This window comes from Streptomyces aurantiogriseus (assembly GCF_014649375.1).
In the GTDB taxonomy this organism is placed as follows: Bacteria; Actinomycetota; Actinomycetes; order Streptomycetales; family Streptomycetaceae; genus Streptomyces; species Streptomyces aurantiogriseus.
In genome coordinates, this window is record NZ_BMSX01000004.1 from 496650 (window position 1) to 513081 (window position 16432).

The following is a 16432-nucleotide window of genomic DNA, read 5'->3' on the forward strand; positions in this document are numbered from 1 at the left end:
GGTGTGCGGCGATGAACGGGTGCTGTCCGAGCCGTTGGCGTCAACGCAGGGTGAGCGGGGTCTCGGAGGTGACGTGGGTCAGCTTCTGGGGGTTGCGGACGAAGTAGAGGCCGGTGATGCGGGCGTCCTCGACACGGACGGCCATGACGCCGTCGAGCTCACCGTCGCGGTGTACGGCGAGTGCTGGGCTGCCGTTGACCACGGTGGGCTCCCAGGTGATCGTGGCCTCGACCTTGGCGGAGCCGCCGAGGTAGAAGCGGACGATCTTCTCGGCGCCGATGACGGGCCTGAGCGCGGCGCGCTTGACGCCGCCGCCGTCGCTGAGCAGAACGACATCGGGGGCGAGTACGTCGAGGAGGTCCTGCGGGTTCCCGGTCTCGATGGCGCGCTGGAACGACTCCAGCGCCGCCCGTGTCTCACTCGGAGAGGCCGTCCGGCGGGGCCGGCGGGCGTCGACGTGCCCACGGGCGCGGTGCGCGATCTGCCGTACGGCCGCCGGGGTCTTGCCGACGGCCTCGGCGATCTCGTCGTAGTCGGCCTCGAAGACCTCGCGCAGCAGGAACACCGCCCGCTCGGTCGGGGAAAGGCTTTCCAGGACGAGCATCATCGCCATCGACATGCTCTCGGCGAGTTCGATGTCCTCGGCCACGTCCGGCGTCGTGAGCAGCGGCTCGGGCAGCCACTGGCCGACGTACGCCTCGCGGCGGCGCTTCATGGTGCGCAGCCGGTTGAGCGCCTGCCGGGTCGTGATCCGCACCAGGTACGCCCGTTGGTCGCTCACCTGTCCCAGGTCGGCCTTGACCCAGCGTAACCAGGTCTCCTGGAGGACGTCCTCGGCGTCGGCCGCCGATCCGAGCATCTCGTAGGCGACGGTGAACAGCAGGTTGCGGTGGGCGACGAACGCTTCGGTCGCCAGGTCGGTGGTGTGGTCGGTCATCCCTCGGTCTCTCTCCCTCGATCGCCTGGTCAGGCTGCCCGCCCCGCGATGACCGACGCCCCGCCGTGCTTGGCCTGTGGCAGTTGCCGGCGGTGGTCGCCCTGGGGTCAGGTGTGCACGACGACATCGGTGTTCTCAGCCGTGGGTGGCTCCTCCGTTTTCCAGGGGTCGGACCGTGTTCTCGACGGACAGATCCGGCGCGGCGGCCAGGCGGTGCTTGCGCTTGGGCAGGCCGAAGGTCGGGTGCGAGGTGGCCCACAGCGACATCCTGACGATGCCCGCCTTGATCCGCGCGGCCTTCCGGCCACCCACGTGCTTCGGCTTTGCCTGCGCTTCGTCGTCGACCATCTGCAGGATCCCGTCCCGCCGCCCGAGGCTGATGTGGTTGCCCAGGTACTCCAGCCTGGTGTTCGGGATCTTGCGGCCGGTCAGGCGTCCCACGATCGCGTCCGTGGCCTGCCGGCCGGTGTAGCCGGCCGAAGCGCAGGACATCGGCAGCGGGCGGCCGTTGTCGCCGATGGCGTGGGCGCTGTCACCGGCTGCGTAGACGTTCGGGTGCGAGACGGACCGCATGGTGCGGTCGACGACGATCCGGCCGTTCTCGGTGACCTCCAGCCCGCCGGCGGCGGCGATGGGGCCGGCCGCGAACCCGGCCGTCCACACGGTCGCGTCGGACGCCAGGGCGGTGCCGTCGGCGCACAGCACCCGCGTCGCTTCGACAACTTCGACGCTGGTGCGCTCCCGGACGGTGATGCCCAGCCGGTCGCAGGCCTGGCGCAGGTGACCGCGGGCTCCGGCGGAGAGCCGGGCGCCCAACTCGCCGCGGGCGACCAATGTCACCGACAGGCCGGGCCGGGACTCGGCGATCTCGGTGGCGGTCTCGATGCCGGTCAACCCGTCGCCGACGACCAGCACACTCCCGCCTTCGGCCCGCCTGCCCAGGCTGTCCAGGCGCTCGCGCAGGCGCAGCGCCGACGGCCGGCCGGTGACGTCGAAGGCGTGCTCGGCCACGCCGGGGACGCCGCCGTCGGCAACGTGGCTGCCGAGCGCGTGGAGAAGCGTGTCGTAGCCGAGTTCGCCGCCGCCGTCGGCGTCGGTCACGGCGACGACCTGGCGCTCGGGGTCGACGGCGGTGACACGGGCCAGGCGCAGCCGTATCCCCGTGCCCGCGAAGACGTCGGCGAGCTGTGGAGCCTCGATCTCCTGGCCGGCCGCGAGCTGGTGCAGCCGCAGCCGCTGGACGAAGTCCGGCTCGGCGTTGACCACGGTGATCTCGGTGTCCGCCGGGGACAGCCGGCGGGCCAGGGTCCCGGCCACGTAGGCCCCGGCATAGCCGGCGCCGAGGACGACGATGCGGTGCTTCACGAGTTGCTCCTGTCGGCTCGGTTGCTCCCGGTGAACTGAGCGGAACAGCACCCCGATCGCTGACGGGAACCGACACCCGCGTATCCGCCGCCGATCACGACCGCCGCCTCGATCTCCTCGGTCATGCTGTCTCCTCTGTCTCAAGGGGTCGGCCTCAAGACACCGCGCGACTGATCGCTGTGACAGCATGTGAGGCAGATCACTCCACAGGTTCCGGCCGAAGCTCACCGCGGACCGGACCGCACTCGCCCAACGGCTCTACGACGAGCGGGAGAAGACCGTCCAACAGATCGCGCCATGTTCGGCGTGCCGAGGTCGACGGCGCGGTGCGCGGTGCGCGGTGCGCGGTGCGCGGTGCGCGGTGCGCGGTGCGCGGTGCGCGGTGCGCGGTGGCGAGGATGCCCGGCCGATCGTGGCGTTGAAGGCGGACCCTAGCCGTGCACGGCGGTGCAGCGGGCCTCGTGCTTCGTCTCGCCGAGGGGAATCTCGACATTGGTGCCGGGAGTGCCGCAGGTCTGGTTCTGGCGGCCGTTCTGCGCGGTGTTGGTCTCGGGCCCGACGACGTCTCCGGCAGCGGCGGTGGCCCGTCCGCGATGCGTGTTCCCGGATCCGGGGTACGCCTGGTCGGCGGCGGTGCACGTCGTGAACTTACGGATGGTGCCGAGCGCATTGACGGTGACGGTGTCGTTGTTGTTGCCGCAGTAGAGGTTCTGCCGTCCGGTCTGGGCGGTGTTGATCTGGGGTCCTACCGAGGTGCCGCCCTGCGTGCGGGCGCCGGCCGTGTAGGCGCCGTCGTCGCCGCCCGGAGCGCCGTGGCCGGAGGCCACGCAGGTCGTGTCCCAGTTCATCTCACCCAGCACGTTCACGGTCATCAGGTCCGCGGAGTTGCCGCAGTTCAGGTTCTGCTTGCCGGTCTGGGCGGTGTTGACCTGGGGCCCCAGGGTGGTGTTTCCGGCGGCCTGGGCGCCGGCGTCACCACTGTGGCGGCGGGTGTGGCCGTCGTCGTCGACGCAGACCCGCTGTCGTTGCATCCGCTCCGCCACGTTGAGCCGCACCAGACGGGCGGAGTTGCCGCAGTCCAGGTTCTGCTCCCCGTCCTGGTCGGTGTTCTCGTCACCGCTCAGCGGGATGTCCTCCAGGACGTCGGCGAAGGCGTCGGCGCCCCCGAGGGAGACCAGCACGCCGGTGGTGAGCATCACGGCCGCCACCCTGCGGATCCTCTGCACACCAGCACTGGCCCTCGCGTGCCGTCCACGCTGCCCCATACGCCCAGATCCCCTGTCCATTCGCTGCGAGGACCGCTCCGCCGCATCCGGTGGGTGCCTGCACGGTTGCAGCCCTTGTCAACAACCAAGAACGCACAATGGATTGAAACGTTACTTTATGCACCAATTACGGTGGCCCCGCCCGAGGGCACACGGCGTATCGATCCTTCTGCGCCCTCCTCAACGACTCCCGTCTTTCACTGGGCATGGCACGAGCGGTGGTTCTCCCCGTTTGGCCTACCGTGCGCCGCAGCTCCCCGACCGGACGCAGAACCAGCTCGACAGCTGCCGTCGTCCTGCTGACCCTTGCGCCGTTCGTGTACACCGCGTGTTGACACAGCTGCCGTGAGCTGGGGGAATACGACGTTCGCTCTGAAGGGCCTATGTCGTCGACCGCCTCGTGGTGAAGGCTCCCGTGAGCCAAGCCAAAGCCCACGAGAGGCAGGAAAAACGTGGCACACCCGCGCAGAATCCGACGAGCCAGAGCGGTGATCGGCACCGCAGTGGTTGCCGGAGCCGTGCTCTGCGGTGCTCCCGCGGCACACGCTCAACCGCCCGTCCCCGGGGTCCCGAACGTCCCGTTCATCCTGGGGCCGGACGTCCCCCGCGAGTTCCGCCCGGTCATCGTCATCCCGAACGTCCCGTTCGTCACGGGTCCGGAGACCAGCCCGGGATTCCGCCCGGTCATCGTCATCCCGGACACGGGCGGAAACGGCGGCAATGGTGGCGGAGGCGGCGGTGGCGGTGGCGGCGGCCCTGCGTAAAGGTACGGACGGCAGTTCGATCTCGGCGACCTGACCGCCGCACGATGACCGGGAGCACGGGGCGCTCCCGGCCCCCGGTCATCGGACCACGACTGCCGCGTGGTCCGATCCCCGGCATCCGGTGCCGTACTTCACGCGATGAGGCCGGGCTGCGGTTGACCATGCCGTGAAACGATCGCGACCATGACCTCTGTGCCGCTCCCTCGGGCCGATACCCACGTCACACTCCTGGCCGGACACACCAGCAGCGGCAAGCCCGCCCATGAGGTGCTTCCCGCACGCACGCTGGACGGGGATCTCTTCGAGCTGGCCGGCAGTCCGGGTCTGGTGCTGGGATGCGCGGCCGGGGATGTTCTACGGGTCTCGGACGACGGGACCTTCGAGGTGACGCGTCAGGGCGGGAACCTCCGGAACGGAGATGCCGCCGGGTAGGCGGCCAGGAGGCGGGGCGGTCGGCCACGTGCACCACACGCGCCCGCCTGCGGGCACCCCGCATCCTGCCGCTGACGGCTCAGTCCACCACCTGTGGATCACGGAAGTAGTAGACGACCGTCACCCCCATACCGGGGGTGTGCGTGTACACGACCGTGATCGCCTCGGCCGAGTCGCGTGCGAGGAGCGTGGTGTACGTGTACTCCACGGACGGTGGCCGCCAGCCTGGGATCTCGCGGCCCGTCGCCGGGTCGCGGGCGATCACCCCGAGCGCCTCCCGGACAACCTCCCGCTCCCCCTCCGTCAGGTCGCCGAACGCCTTCCTGGCCGGCTCGGCCTCTTCCAACGGGACTTCGTTCACGCGCGGCCGCCTCCGCCACGCGCGTCTTCCAAGGCCGCCATGATCTCCGGTGAGTTCCTGATCAGGATCCGGTGACGGTAGGCCCTCACCACAGCCGCCGCACCCTCGAAGTCGTTGGTCGGGGAGGCTCCTATGGCAGCGGCCAACTCCTCCTCGAACCGTTCCCGGTCACCCGGGAAGCCGTAGCGGCTGAGCGCGCTGCGCAGGTCGTCCACGGTCCGGATCTCCGGGAGGGGCATCGTTCCCCAGCCGTGCTCAGGCTGTGCGCTCATGGTCTGCTCCTGCTGGACGGGCGTCGCTCCACTTCCCAGTATGGTGCCGCCCAGCCGGGACGGGCATCGCATGCTCACCACGCAACCCCGCCCCCGCAGTCGGCCCACAGCAGCTTTCCGCCCCGCGACGCACCCAGGTGTCTGAGCACCGACACGCCCACCTCGTCCGCACACGCCCGTACGAGGTGCAGTCCTCGGCCGTGCTCGGCGTCGAGCGGGGGCGGGGCCGCCCTGTCGTCCGAGAAGCCGGGCGGGACCCTCGGGTCCGTGTCCCAGACGGCGACGCGGACCCGGCCGGGCTGCGGCGACAGGACCCGGAGGGCGTAGAGGCCGGTCGTGTGGCGATGGGAGTTCGCCAGCAGTTCCGCCGCGAGGAGCTCCGCGGTGGGGGTCAGCTCGGGCAGCTCGTGGGCGGCCAGGATCAGGCGGAGGGCGCCCCGTGCGATACCCGGTGCGCGTGGATCGCGGGGAAGGTGCAGGGTGTAGTTCCAGGACGGGGATACGGTGGCCATCGGAAGTCTCCGGTCACTGAGGGGAGTTGAACAGGTGCCTGGTGTCTCTGCCGTGGCGTCCCACGGTGCGCTTCCAGGCGGGGCGCCTGCTGATTAAGCTAGCGACTCGTCACGTAATACATTTCCCATTCCGGCAATCACATGAGGTTTTCCCTCGTGTGGGTGACGCCAACGCGTGGCTTCGCAAGGAGAGTTGACCCATGGCGCCGAAGACCGCCACGACCGCCCGCCGACTCCGTCTCGGCACGGAGCTGCGCAGGCTTCGCGAACGCGCGGGTCTGTCCGTCACGGAAGGTGCCCGTCAACTCGGCGTCAGCCAGGCCCAGCTCAGCAACATCGAGGCCAGCCGGTTCGGCGTGAGCCCGGACCGCTTGCGCGCCCTGGCCCGCATCTATCGCTGTTCCGACGCCGCCTACATCGACGGCCTCATCGAATTGGCCACCGACCGGAAGGGCGGTTGGTGGGAGACGTTTCGGGAAGTGCTTCCGGCAGGCCTGCTCGACCTGGCGGAGATCGAGCACCACGCGGTCCGGCTTCAGGCAGCCAACACGGCGCACATCCCTGGCCTGCTCCAGCTAGCTGATCATGCTCGAGCCATCTATGAGCAGGCCGTGCCCGAGTTCAGCCGCCGCGACATCGAGCACCGCGTGAACCACCGGCTCCAGCGCCAGGCGCTACTGGACCTGGACGAGCCCGTGCCGTACCAGGCGATCATTCACGAGGCGGCGCTCCGGGTGCCCGTGGGCGGCCCATCGATCGCCAAGAGGCAACTGAAGCACTTGCTGGCCCAGAGCGAGCGCGGCAGCATCACGATCCAGGTCATTCCGTTCGCTATCGGCGCCTACCCGGGGTCCGGACAGACGTTCCTGTACATCCACGGGCCTGTCCACCGGCTCGACACGGTGTCTCTGGACCAGTCGCACGGACCCGCGCTGCTCGACGCCGAGTCCGCGCTGGACACGTACCGGAATCTGCTCCAGCGCATGGAGGCCGTAGCGCTGCCACCCGAGAAGACCCGGGACTTCATCCACGACCTGACCACCGAGCTCTGAGAGGACCCACATGACCGCTTACACATGGCAGAAGTCGTCCTACTGCGCCCAGGGCGAATCCTGCGTCCATGTAGCCGCCAAAGCGCAGAAGTCGTCCTACTGCGGGCAAGGCGAATCCTGCGTCCACATATCCGCCACCCCTGCCCCCACAACCATCCACCTCACCGAATCCGCCGACCCCACCCAAGCCATCCTCACCACCACCCCCACCGCCTTCGCCGCCCTCCTCGCATCCGTCAAGGACCGCTGACCTCACCCCCGCCCGCATCCACATCCACCACCACCGCCGCATGATCCGACGGCCACACCCCGTCCACCGGCCCGTCCCCCGCTCGCCGCACAGCCCGTACGCGGACCGGGCCGCCCGCACCGATGTGGACGTAGTCGATCCGTGCGCTCGGCAGGCCGCCGACCGCGACGTACGGGTTCGCCGCGTCCCAGGTGGCCCACGGGGCCGCCGGGTCGGCGTACTCCCAGGCGTCGAGGAAGACCTGGCGGGGGACGGGCGGGGCGGTCCGGTAGCCGCCGAACAGGCGGATCTCGTCGGAGTCGGGCCAGGCGTTGAAGTCGCCGGTGACGATCGGGGGGAACGGGGTGTCGCCGCGGTGGTGGGCGACGAACTCGGCGAGGGCGGTGACCTGGCGGCAGCGGACGGACGAGGCGTGGAGCTGGGAGGTGAGGTGGGTGGTGAAGAAGGGGATGTCGTACGTGGGGGTCGCCAGGCGGGTGTGGAGGGCGACGCGGCCGTCGTTCACGTCCGAGGGGGCCGGAAGCGGGAGGACCTGCTGTTCCGCCACCGGCCATCGGCTCAGGACGGCGTTGCCGATGTGCACCGACGCGTCCCCGATCCGCCGCTGCCAGCGCTCGGGGGCGTGGGACGGTGCCCAGGCCCAGTGCAGGCCCAGCTCGCCGGCGAGCCACTCCGCGAGGTTCTCACCGCCGGCGGCCCACACCTCCTGCAGGCCCACGGCATCCGGGCGCAGTTCCCGCAGCACGGTGAGGATCGCCTTCTGCCGTGCCTCCCACGGTCCGAAGCGCCACCACAGGTTCCAGGTCACGACCCGCATCCGCAGCCACCCGCTCTCATACGCGCGTCGGCCACCATTGAAGCAACAGTTCCAGCCTGTGGTGTGAAGGAGTTGCACAGACGATGTCCCGCCTCGACGACCTCCGCTTCCGCGCTGCCACCGCCTTCCAGCGGCGCGCCAACCCCCTGCTGCGCCGTCTCCCCCTCCAGACCGTCCTGGAGACCACCGGCCGTGTCTCCGGTCTGCCCCGGCAGACGCCGGTGGGCGGCCGGCGCGTCGGTGACTCCTTCTGGCTGGTGTCGGAGTTCGGGGTGCGGTCGCAGTATGTCCGCAACATTCAGGCCGATCCGCGGGTACGGGTGCGGATCGGAGGCCGGTGGCACGCGGGCACCGCGCATCTCCTGCCCGACGACGACGCCGTCGCCCGGCTGCGCTCCCTCCCGCGGTTGAACAGCACGGCGGTGCGGGCGTTGGGGACGGATCTGCTGACGGTGCGGGTGGATCTGGGGAACTGATCCGGATGGCCCGGATGGTCCGGATGGCCCTCACCCCGGCCAGACGATCGCCTGCACCTCGCTGTAGGCGTGCAGCGCGTACGACCCCACGTCCCGTCCCACCCCGCTCCTCTTGAACCCCCCGAACGGCGCTTCCATGTTGCGGCCGACGGTGTTGATGCCGACGCCGCCCGCCCGCAACCGCCTCGCCACGCGGAAGGCCCTCGCGACATCGCCCGACCAGACGTAGTCGATCAGGCCGTAGTCGGAGTCGTTCGCCAGGGCGACTCCCTCGTCCTCCTCCTCGAAGGGGATCACCACGACCACCGGGCCGAAGATCTCCTCCCGGGCCACCCGCATGTCGTTCGTGCAGTCGGCGAGGAGGGTCGGGCAGAGGTAGAAGCCCCGGTCCAGGGGCGGGCGTCCGCCGCCCGTCACCAGCGCCGCGCCCTCCTTGCGGCCCAGTTCGACGTACGACTCCACCCGGTCGCGGTGGGCGGCCGAGATCAGTGGGCCGACCACCGTGTCCGGGTCCCTCGGATCGCCCACCGTCAGGCGGGCCGCGTAGGCCGCCAGACCCTGCACCACCCGGTCGTACACACCCCGCTGCGCCAGCACCCGCGTCGGTGCCGTGCAGATCTGGCCGCTGTAGAAGGAGAAGGTCGTGCCGATGCCGGCGATCGCGGAGGCGATGTCCGCGTCGTCGAAGACGACGGCCGCGCCCTTTCCGCCCAGCTCCATCAGCTGCCGTTTCATGCCCCGCCCGCACTCCTCGGCGATGCGCTGCCCCACCGCCGTCGAGCCGGTGAAGCTCACCATGTCGACGTCCGGGGAGGACACCGCCGTCTCGCCGGTCTCGGCCCCGCGGCCGGAGACGACGTTCACCACGCCCCGCGGCACACCCGCCGCCTCCAGTGCCTCCGCCAGCCGGTAGACCGACAGGGGGTCCTGCGGGGCCGGCTTCACCACCACCGTGTTGCCCATCGCGAGCGCCGGGGCGACCTTGCCGGCCGTGTTCGCCCACGGGTTGTTGTAGGAGGTGACGCAGGTGACGACCCCTACGGGCTGGCGGACGGCCAGCGCGCCGAACACGCCCGCCCTCCCCATCGGCCCGGCCTCGTTGATCTGCGGCGGGATCGCCCACTCGGCGGGCTCCACGCGCGCGTACCGCCGGAAGCGGGCAGCGGCCACCCCGACCTGCATCCCGCGCGCCGTCACGGTCGTCGCCCCCGTCTCCGCCCCGGCGAGTTCGGCGTACGGCACCAGCCGGCCGCGGATGATGTCCGCCGCCCGCGCCAGCACCGCCGCCCGCTCCTCCGGGGCCGTACGCGACCACGGCCCGAAGGCCTCGCGGGCCGCGGCGCAGGCCGCGAGCACCTGATCCCGCGAGGCCTCCGGCGCCCACCCGACGGTCTCCTCGGTCGCCGGGTCGGTCACCTCGTAGTGGCCGCCGTCCGGATCGACCCACCGGCCGCCGATGAACAGACGCTGTTCCCCGCTCACTTCGTCGCCACCGTCCGCGTGTCCCGCCCCGAGCGCAGCACCCGGCCCGGGACCGCCCCCGTCACCACGTCGTCCCGGATCGCCGCCACCCCGTTGACCCAGACGGCACGCACACCGAGCGCCCGGGAGTCCAGGCGGGGGCTGTCGCCGGGAAGGTCGTGCACGAGGGTCGCCGGGCCGGCGTCGATCCGCTCCGGGTCGAAGAGGACCAGGTCCGCATGGAAGCCCTCCTGCACCCTCCCCCGCTCGCGCAGGCCGAACAGCCGCGCCGGGTCGTCCGTCAGCATCTTCACCGCCTGCTCCAGCCCCACCAGCTTCCGGCCGCGCAGACAGTCGCCGAGGAAGCGGGTGGTGTAGGGGGCGCCGCACATGCGGTCCAGGTGGGCGCCGGCGTCCGAGCCGCCGAGCAGCACGTCCTCGTGCTGCCAGGTCTCCGCCCGCAGCGCCCAGGACGCCGGGTCGTTGTCCGTCGGCATGGGCCACAGGACCGTACGCAGCTCGTCGGCCGCGCAGATCTCCACCAGACAGGTGAAGGGGTCCTGGCCGCGTTCCGCCGCGATGTCGTTCACCACCCGGCCGGTCAGGCCCCGGTTCGCCTCGCTGTACGTGTCGCCGATGACGTACCGCCCGAAGTTCACCAGCCGCCGGAAGACGCCCGCCTCCTTGGACTCGGCGCGGCGCAGCATCTCCGCGCGCACGGCGGGGTCACGGAGCCTGGCGATCCGCTCGGGAACCGGCAGGCCCAGGATCGGGCCCCAGCCGGGGATGAGGTTGAGCGCGCAGAAGGTGCCCAGGGACATGTTCATCGGGGTCAGGATCGGCATGGTCAGGGCGACCACCCTCCCGCCCGCCTTCCTCGCCCGCTCGCTCGCCGAGAGCTGCCTCGGCACCCGCTCGGGAACCGCCGCGTCGATGGTCAGCACGTTCCAGTTCAGGGGGCGCCCGGCCGTCGCGCTCATCTCCACGAACAGGTCGATCTCGGCGTCGCTGAACTGGTCCAGGCAGCCCGCGACGATCGCCTCGATCTGGGTGCCCTCGTGCTCGCCGACGGCCTGCGAGAGGGCCAGCAGTTCGTGCGGCGTGGCGTGCCGGGAGGCGACCGGCTGTCCCTCGCCGTCGGAGTGGGAGGTCGACTGGGTGGTGGAGAAGCCCCACGCCCCCGCGTCCATCGCCTCGTGCAGCAGCCGCACGATCTCCGCCAGCTGCTCCTCACTCGGCTGACCGCCGACCGCCTCCGCCCCCATCACATACCGCCGCAGCGCACAATGCCCCACCATGAAGCCCGCGTTGACGGCGATCCGCCCCTCCAACGCGTCCAGGTACTCCCCGAAGGAGCGCCAACTCCAGGGCGCCCCCTCCTCCAGCGCGACCAGGGACATGCCCTCCACCTTGGACATCATCCGCCGGGTGTAGTCGGCGTCCTCGGGGCGGTCCGGATTCAGGGGCGCGAGCGTGAACCCACAGTTCCCGGCGGCGACCGTCGTCACCCCGTGGTTGAGGGAGGGGGTCGCGTACGGGTCCCAGAAGAGCTGGGCGTCGTAGTGGGTGTGGGGGTCGACGAATCCGGGGGCGAGGACGAGGCCGGAGGCGTCCTCGACCGACCTGGCCTCCTCGGTGATGTTCCCGACCGCTGCTGTACGGCCGTCCCGTATACCGACGTCGGCGGTGTATGCGGGCGCGCCGGTCCCGTCGACGACGGTCGCGCCTTTGATGAGGTGATCGAGCATGAGGGCTCCTCTCGAGTCCGTGCGCTGGACGTCCCTGAAGGGGCGCGGGGCTGTATCGATATGCGGCTCCGCCGCGTGGGCGCGACCAGCCACGAACGACCCGCACCCCGCAAGGCCCGCAGCCGCCGACGGCGATCAAGCGCCCTGCCGGAACCGCGTAGTCCGATGCACCGGATCCGTGTCGATCTTCGGAATGACGTGCTCCCCGATCAGCCGGATCGTCTGCAGCGTCTCCTCCTTGGGCACCCCGACCGGCAGTCCGAAGGACAGCTGGTCGGCCCCCGCCTGCTCCCACCGCTTGCACTGCCGCAGCACCTCGTCGGGATCCCCGCAGATCAACAGCTCCTCCTCGATGAGAAGCTCCACGAAATCGGCGGTGTACTCGGGCAGCGTCTCCGGCCAGACGGGAAAGCCCTCGGGACGCGGGAAGGTGTCGTGGTACCGGAAGACCAGCGACGGCAGATAGTGCAGCCCGCCGTTGACGGCGATCCGAATCGCCTCGTCGTGTGTCGGCGCGCAGATCGCGGTCGTCGTCACCATCACGTTGTCGTTGACGAAGTCCCCGATCGGCTCGGCGTTCACCACCGCCGTCTTGTACTGCTCCAGCACCCACTCCATGTCGGAGACCTTCTGCACGCTGAAGCCCAGGACCCCGAGCCCCTTCCGCGCGGCCATCGCGTACGACGGCGGCGACCCGGCCGCGTACCACATCGCGGGGTGCGACCTGCCGTACGGCTTGGGCAGCACCTTCCTCGGCGGAAGCTGCCAGTGCTTGCCCTGGAAGCCGGCGTACTCGTCCTGGAGCCACATCTTGGGGAACTCCGCGATGGTCTCCTCCCAGATCTCCTTCGTGTGGTTCATGTCGGTGATGCCGGGGAGGAAGCCGAGGATCTCGTGCGAGCCGGCGCCGCGTCCGGAGCCGAACTCGAAGCGGTTGCCGGAGAGGTGGTCCAGCATGGCGACCTTCTCTGCGACCTTCACCGGGTGGTTGACCTGGGCCAACGGGTTGAAGATGCCGGAGCCGAGATGGATGCGCTCGGTGGCGTGGGCGAGGTAGCCGAGGAAGACGTCGTTGGCGGAGAGGTGGGAGTACTCCTCCAGGAAGTGGTGCTCGGACGCCCAGGCGTACTTGAAGCCGGACCGGTCCGCCTGGATGACGTACTCGGTCTCCTCCATCAGCGCCTTGTGCTCGGCCAGCGGGTCGGTCTCGGCGCGCTTGCCCACATATCCCTGTACAAAGAGCCCGAATTCCAAGGAGGTTCACCGTCCCCGAGTCTTCGCGGATACCTGACCGGACCGGGAGTAGCTGACGATCCGTCAGATTCGACTGCCGCCGACTGTGGCACCGAGGGCATGCACCGTCAATAGCTGACTGAGCGTCAGACGACGGCGACCCCCGCCAGCCAGCCCCCGTCGATCACGAACGGCTGCCCGGTGATGTAGGAGGAGTCGTCCGAGGTGAGGAAGAGGGCGAGCCGCGCCACCTCCTCCGGCCTGCCGATGCGGCCGAGCGGTACGAGCTTGCGGTACAGCCCGTCGAGGGCCTTCGACGCCTCCTCGGCGTCCGCCGCGGGGTCCAGCTGGGCCGGATTGGACATGGCGGTGTCGATCGCGCCCGGACACATCGCGTTGACCCGGATCCTCCGGCCGGCCAGCTCCAGCGCGGCGACCCGGGTGAGCCCGAGGATGGCGTGCTTGGTCGCGGCGTACGCGCCGACGGCCGCCATGCCGGTCAGCGCGGTGTAGGAGGCGGTGTTGACGATCGTGCCGCCGCCCGTCATCTCGGGCGCGACGGCCTTCACGCCGAGGAAGCAGCCGACCTGGTTGACCTGGACGACGCGCATGAACTCGTCGAGGGGGGTGTCCAGGAGGGCGTTGAAGCGCAGGATGCCGGCGTTGTTGACGAGCCCGTCGATCCGGCCGTACGCGTCCCGCGCGGCGGTGACGGCGGCCTGCCAGTCGACCTCCCGGCTCACGTCGAGGTGGACGTACAGCGCGCCGATCTCCTTGGCGAGGGCCTCGCCCTGTTCGTCGAGGACGTCGGCGACCACGACCTCGGCGCCTTCCTGCCGGAACAGGCGGGCCTCCTGCTCGCCCTGGCCGCGCGCGGCGCCCGTGACGAGGACGACACGTCCGTCGAGCTTGCCCATGGGGACTCCCTTCGCGGTGCGTTGGTCGAGGTCAGCGTACCGCCCTAACTGACGATGCGTCAGATAGGAGGGAGGTGCTTGCAAGTGCAATCTCAAGTGACCGGCGAGTAGGGACATTTGACTCTGTCGACGCCGTCCTGCGGAGCCCAATAATCACCTGTCGGAAGGTAAAGGCCTCCCCAAGGAGAGAAGACGGTATGGGCAACAGACGCTTCAGGAACAAGAAAGTCCGGTACGTGGCGATCGGGGCGTCGCTCGTGACCGGTGCGGCGGTCGCCACCGTTCTGCTTCCGTCGGCGAACGCGGCCGACGAGAAGACGCCCGAGCAGATCACGACCATGTGCCAGAGGTCCGCGGTGCTCAACGGGAAACAGCAGTCGGTGAGTGATTTCGGGGGTGGCTTCGCGGACGGCTTCATGGCCGACAACTGCGATTTCGTCGAGACGAAGTTCGAGACCTTCGACGGCCCCACCGAGAAGGCGTCCATCGACTTCCCGAACTGCGAGCCGAACGCCACCACACCGGCGAAGGTGTCCGTCACCTGGTCCTCGACGGCGGCTCAGGGCCAGGGCAAGTACACCGTGACCCAGCAGGGCGGCGGAGGCGGCCTTTTCGGGCTGCTGAGCGGATCCTGGCTCAAGCACAAGGGAACCCTGGACATGACCGTGAAGTCGGCGACCGCCGGCGCCACGGAACAGCATGAAGTGCCGGTCGGCAAGGTGCTCCACATGGAGTTCACGCCGAAGATGCAGCGCATGACCGGCGAATGGCGGGTGCGGATCGACGCCCGCGAGGCGACGACCGTCACCAATGCCACCCCCGAGCAGAACTTCGTGGCGCCGGAGGTCGTCGAGGGCCCCGTCGTACTGCCGGGCGCCGCGGGCGCCCCCGGTGTCGTGGACGGCACCTCCAAGCCGGTCCTCGAGGACTGCTGATCCCTGACTTCACCCCCTTCCACCAGCCATTACCCCCACAGGAGACACGCATGACCCGCACCGACCGTCCGAGAAGCCACCGCAGCAGGAAGAAGCGCATCACCCTCGCCCTGGCCCCGGTGGCCGCCCTCGCGGTGGTCGTCCCGCTGATGAACCAGGCGGGCGCCGCCACCCCCTCCGAAGTGACCGCCGACTGCGCCGCGGACTCCGACAAACTGGAGAACTGCGAGTTCGTCGACGTCCAGTTCAAGGCCAACAGCCTCGGTCCCAACCAACGCGTCTCGGCGGTGACCGACAACTGCGGGCGGACGACCGCGGCGACGAACACCTTCAGCGTGAGCACGTCCGTCACCAGAACCATCCAGCTGGAGGACGGATTCACCGCGGCCGCCGACACCAAACTGGGAAACTCGTTCTTCGAGATCGGCGTGAAGTTCAACACCACGGAAATCAACATCACGCGTGACGACAAGACGACCGGCCTGCAGTTCAGCAGGTCGGACACCGTGCAGCCGGACAGCCTCGGTTTCTTCATGTGGTCCGCCAAGCGCACCGACGTGAGCGGATTCCTGAGGGCCACCTACAAGGAGGCGCAGAACGGCCAGAAGGTGTTCTTCGCGCCGAGCGAGGGCGCTGCCACCGTCCACGTCTTCTATCCACAGATCCTGAAGAACGGAACTCCCGACGGCCGACTGTGGCTGCGCAACGTGAAATGTGGGACACCCGAGGCGAACGGGATCCAGAACTCCGCGAACAGTCTGCGGGCGGAACCGGGATTCGGTGAGGCAGGTTCCAATGTCACCGACGTGGAAATCCCGCTGACCGAGATCCCGGCTCCCTGACGTACTGCTCTCCGTAAAGTTCCGCACTGTTCTCAGGTGCGAAGCACGGGCGCGGCGCCCAGCCATCGCAGGACCGCGTCCGTGCTTCCCCGGGCGTCCAGCTTGGCGTAGATGTTGCTGAGGTTGTTGCGGACGGTCTTCTCGCTCAGCCGTAAGCGCAGACCGATCTCCTGGGCGCCCAGGCCGGTCGACAGCAGCTCCATGATCTGCCGCTCGCGCGGCGAGAGCAGGGAGCGCAGCCGTTCCAGGGCGTCGCCGGCCGTGGGCATCCGGCGGGCCGCCTCCCGCAGGACGGCGCACGCGGAGGGCGACAGGTAGGTGTGGCCGACGGTGGCGGCCATGACCGCCGAGGAGAGCATGCAGGCGCAGTAGTCCCCCTCGGCCAGATAGCCCGCTCCCGTGCGGAACACCTGCAGGACCGCCTCGCTGTCCCGCCGGGGGCTGATGACGATCAGCGGGACGTTCGCGTCGCCCATCGCGCCGAGCAGCTCCGGGAGGGCGACCGACGGGTCGTCGCAGCGCAGGACCGCCACGTCCAGCGCCTCGGGCACGTCGTAGGGCGGGGACAGGTGCACGGCCCGGATCACGTACGGGTCGTCCGGGGCCGGCCAGTCCTCGTGCGGCCACTCGCCCTGGGCGCAGGCGAGAGCGACGGTCAGGCTGCGCACGGCCGCTGGGTCCGCCGTGCCGACGCGCTGGGAAGTTCGGACCCACTGGGAAGTTCGGACGTGCTGGGAAGTTCGGACGTGCTGGGGGGATCGCACTTCGCGTGTCCTTCCGCCGAAGTCGTGAC

The 16432-nt window shown here is 70.0% G+C and carries 19 protein-coding genes; 6 read left to right on the forward strand and 13 right to left on the reverse strand.

Annotated elements, in window-relative coordinates; genetic code table 11:
- Nucleotides 1–40 precede the first annotated feature (40 nt).
- The 4 genes from IE263_RS11760 to IE263_RS11770 all read right to left on the reverse strand — a co-directional run bounded on the left by IE263_RS11760 (nt 41) and on the right by IE263_RS11770 (nt 3510).
- Nucleotides 41–937 (reverse strand): RNA polymerase sigma-70 factor, encoded by an 897-nt coding sequence (locus tag IE263_RS11760; RefSeq protein WP_189935128.1) that lies wholly within the window; start codon nt 935–937, stop codon nt 41–43.
- Nucleotides 938–1072: 135 nt separating this feature from the next.
- Complete coding sequence (locus IE263_RS11765; protein ID WP_189935130.1) at nt 1073–2302, reverse strand: NAD(P)/FAD-dependent oxidoreductase; 1230 nt, start codon at nt 2300–2302, stop codon at nt 1073–1075.
- Nucleotides 2299–2427, reverse strand: a complete 129-nt coding sequence (locus tag IE263_RS49475) for a hypothetical protein (protein WP_268256013.1) — start codon at nt 2425–2427, stop codon at nt 2299–2301. Before IE263_RS49475 ends, IE263_RS11765 begins: the two co-directional genes overlap by 4 nt.
- A 306-nt stretch (nt 2428–2733) precedes the next feature.
- Entirely contained in the window at nt 2734–3510 is a 777-nt protein-coding gene (locus IE263_RS11770) for a hypothetical protein (RefSeq protein WP_229910917.1), read from the reverse strand.
- Nucleotides 3511–4514: 1004 nt separating this feature from the next.
- Here IE263_RS11770 and IE263_RS11775 point away from each other — a divergent pair.
- On the forward strand, nt 4515–4763 hold the full coding sequence (locus IE263_RS11775; protein ID WP_189935134.1) for a hypothetical protein: 249 nt from the start codon (nt 4515–4517) through the stop codon (nt 4761–4763).
- 79 nt (nt 4764–4842) lie between these two features.
- Here the strand turns inward: IE263_RS11775 and IE263_RS11780 are convergent, their stop codons facing one another.
- The 3 genes from IE263_RS11780 to IE263_RS11790 form a co-directional block, all read right to left on the reverse strand.
- Nucleotides 4843–5124 (reverse strand): hypothetical protein, encoded by a 282-nt coding sequence (locus tag IE263_RS11780; RefSeq protein WP_189935136.1) that lies wholly within the window; start codon nt 5122–5124, stop codon nt 4843–4845.
- Nucleotides 5121–5396: a hypothetical protein gene (locus IE263_RS11785; RefSeq protein ID WP_189935138.1), complete on the reverse strand. Its 276-nt coding sequence runs from the start codon at nt 5394–5396 to the stop codon at nt 5121–5123. Before IE263_RS11785 ends, IE263_RS11780 begins: the two co-directional genes overlap by 4 nt.
- 74 nt (nt 5397–5470) lie before the next feature.
- Nucleotides 5471–5908: an ATP-binding protein gene (locus IE263_RS11790; RefSeq protein WP_189935140.1), complete on the reverse strand. Its 438-nt coding sequence runs from the start codon at nt 5906–5908 to the stop codon at nt 5471–5473.
- Nucleotides 5909–6108: 200 nt separating this feature from the next.
- On the opposite strand from IE263_RS11790, the gene IE263_RS11795 reads away from it, so the two are divergent.
- Both IE263_RS11795 and IE263_RS11800 read left to right on the forward strand, forming a co-directional pair.
- Nucleotides 6109–6960 (forward strand): helix-turn-helix domain-containing protein, encoded by an 852-nt coding sequence (locus IE263_RS11795; RefSeq protein ID WP_189935143.1) that lies wholly within the window; start codon nt 6109–6111, stop codon nt 6958–6960.
- 10 nt (nt 6961–6970) lie between these two features.
- A complete protein-coding gene (locus IE263_RS11800) occupies nt 6971–7210 on the forward strand; it encodes a DUF397 domain-containing protein (protein WP_189935145.1) in 240 nt (79 codons plus the stop codon).
- Here the strand turns inward: IE263_RS11800 and IE263_RS11805 are convergent.
- Complete coding sequence (locus tag IE263_RS11805) at nt 7197–8027, reverse strand: endonuclease/exonuclease/phosphatase family protein (RefSeq protein ID WP_189935147.1); 831 nt, start codon at nt 8025–8027, stop codon at nt 7197–7199. The genes IE263_RS11800 and IE263_RS11805 overlap by 14 nt on opposite strands.
- An 83-nt stretch (nt 8028–8110) precedes the next feature.
- Here IE263_RS11805 and IE263_RS11810 point away from each other — a divergent pair, with 83 nt between their 5' ends.
- Nucleotides 8111–8503 carry a nitroreductase/quinone reductase family protein gene (locus tag IE263_RS11810; RefSeq protein ID WP_189935150.1) on the forward strand — a complete coding sequence of 131 codons (393 nt, stop codon included), beginning with the start codon at nt 8111–8113 and terminating at the stop codon, nt 8501–8503.
- Nucleotides 8504–8533: 30 nt separating this feature from the next.
- Here IE263_RS11810 and IE263_RS11815 read toward each other — a convergent pair whose 3' ends face one another.
- The 4 genes from IE263_RS11815 to IE263_RS11830 all read right to left on the reverse strand — a co-directional run bounded on the left by IE263_RS11815 (nt 8534) and on the right by IE263_RS11830 (nt 13862).
- Nucleotides 8534–9985, reverse strand: coding sequence for an aldehyde dehydrogenase family protein (locus tag IE263_RS11815; protein ID WP_189935152.1), 1452 nt, complete (start codon nt 9983–9985; stop codon nt 8534–8536).
- Nucleotides 9982–11712: an N-acyl-D-amino-acid deacylase family protein gene (locus IE263_RS11820; RefSeq protein WP_189935154.1), complete on the reverse strand. Its 1731-nt coding sequence runs from the start codon at nt 11710–11712 to the stop codon at nt 9982–9984. The genes IE263_RS11815 and IE263_RS11820 overlap by 4 nt, the downstream gene beginning before the upstream one ends.
- Nucleotides 11713–11847: 135 nt before the next feature.
- Nucleotides 11848–12966 (reverse strand): LLM class flavin-dependent oxidoreductase, encoded by a 1119-nt coding sequence (locus IE263_RS11825; RefSeq protein ID WP_189935156.1) that lies wholly within the window; start codon nt 12964–12966, stop codon nt 11848–11850.
- 125 nt (nt 12967–13091) lie between these two features.
- Nucleotides 13092–13862: an SDR family NAD(P)-dependent oxidoreductase gene (locus tag IE263_RS11830; RefSeq protein WP_189935158.1), complete on the reverse strand. Its 771-nt coding sequence runs from the start codon at nt 13860–13862 to the stop codon at nt 13092–13094.
- Nucleotides 13863–14059: 197 nt separating this feature from the next.
- On the opposite strand from IE263_RS11830, the gene IE263_RS11835 reads away from it, so the two are divergent.
- Together IE263_RS11835 and IE263_RS11840 are read left to right on the forward strand one after the other, a co-directional pair.
- Nucleotides 14060–14797, forward strand: a complete 738-nt coding sequence (locus IE263_RS11835; protein ID WP_189935160.1) for a hypothetical protein — start codon at nt 14060–14062, stop codon at nt 14795–14797.
- 50 nt (nt 14798–14847) lie between these two features.
- On the forward strand, nt 14848–15639 hold the full coding sequence (locus IE263_RS11840) for a hypothetical protein (protein WP_189935162.1): 792 nt from the start codon (nt 14848–14850) through the stop codon (nt 15637–15639).
- A 32-nt stretch (nt 15640–15671) separates the two neighbouring features.
- Here the strand turns inward: IE263_RS11840 and IE263_RS11845 are convergent, their stop codons facing one another.
- Nucleotides 15672–16403, reverse strand: a complete 732-nt coding sequence (locus IE263_RS11845) for a helix-turn-helix transcriptional regulator (protein ID WP_373311950.1) — start codon at nt 16401–16403, stop codon at nt 15672–15674.
- Nucleotides 16404–16432 lie beyond the last annotated feature (29 nt).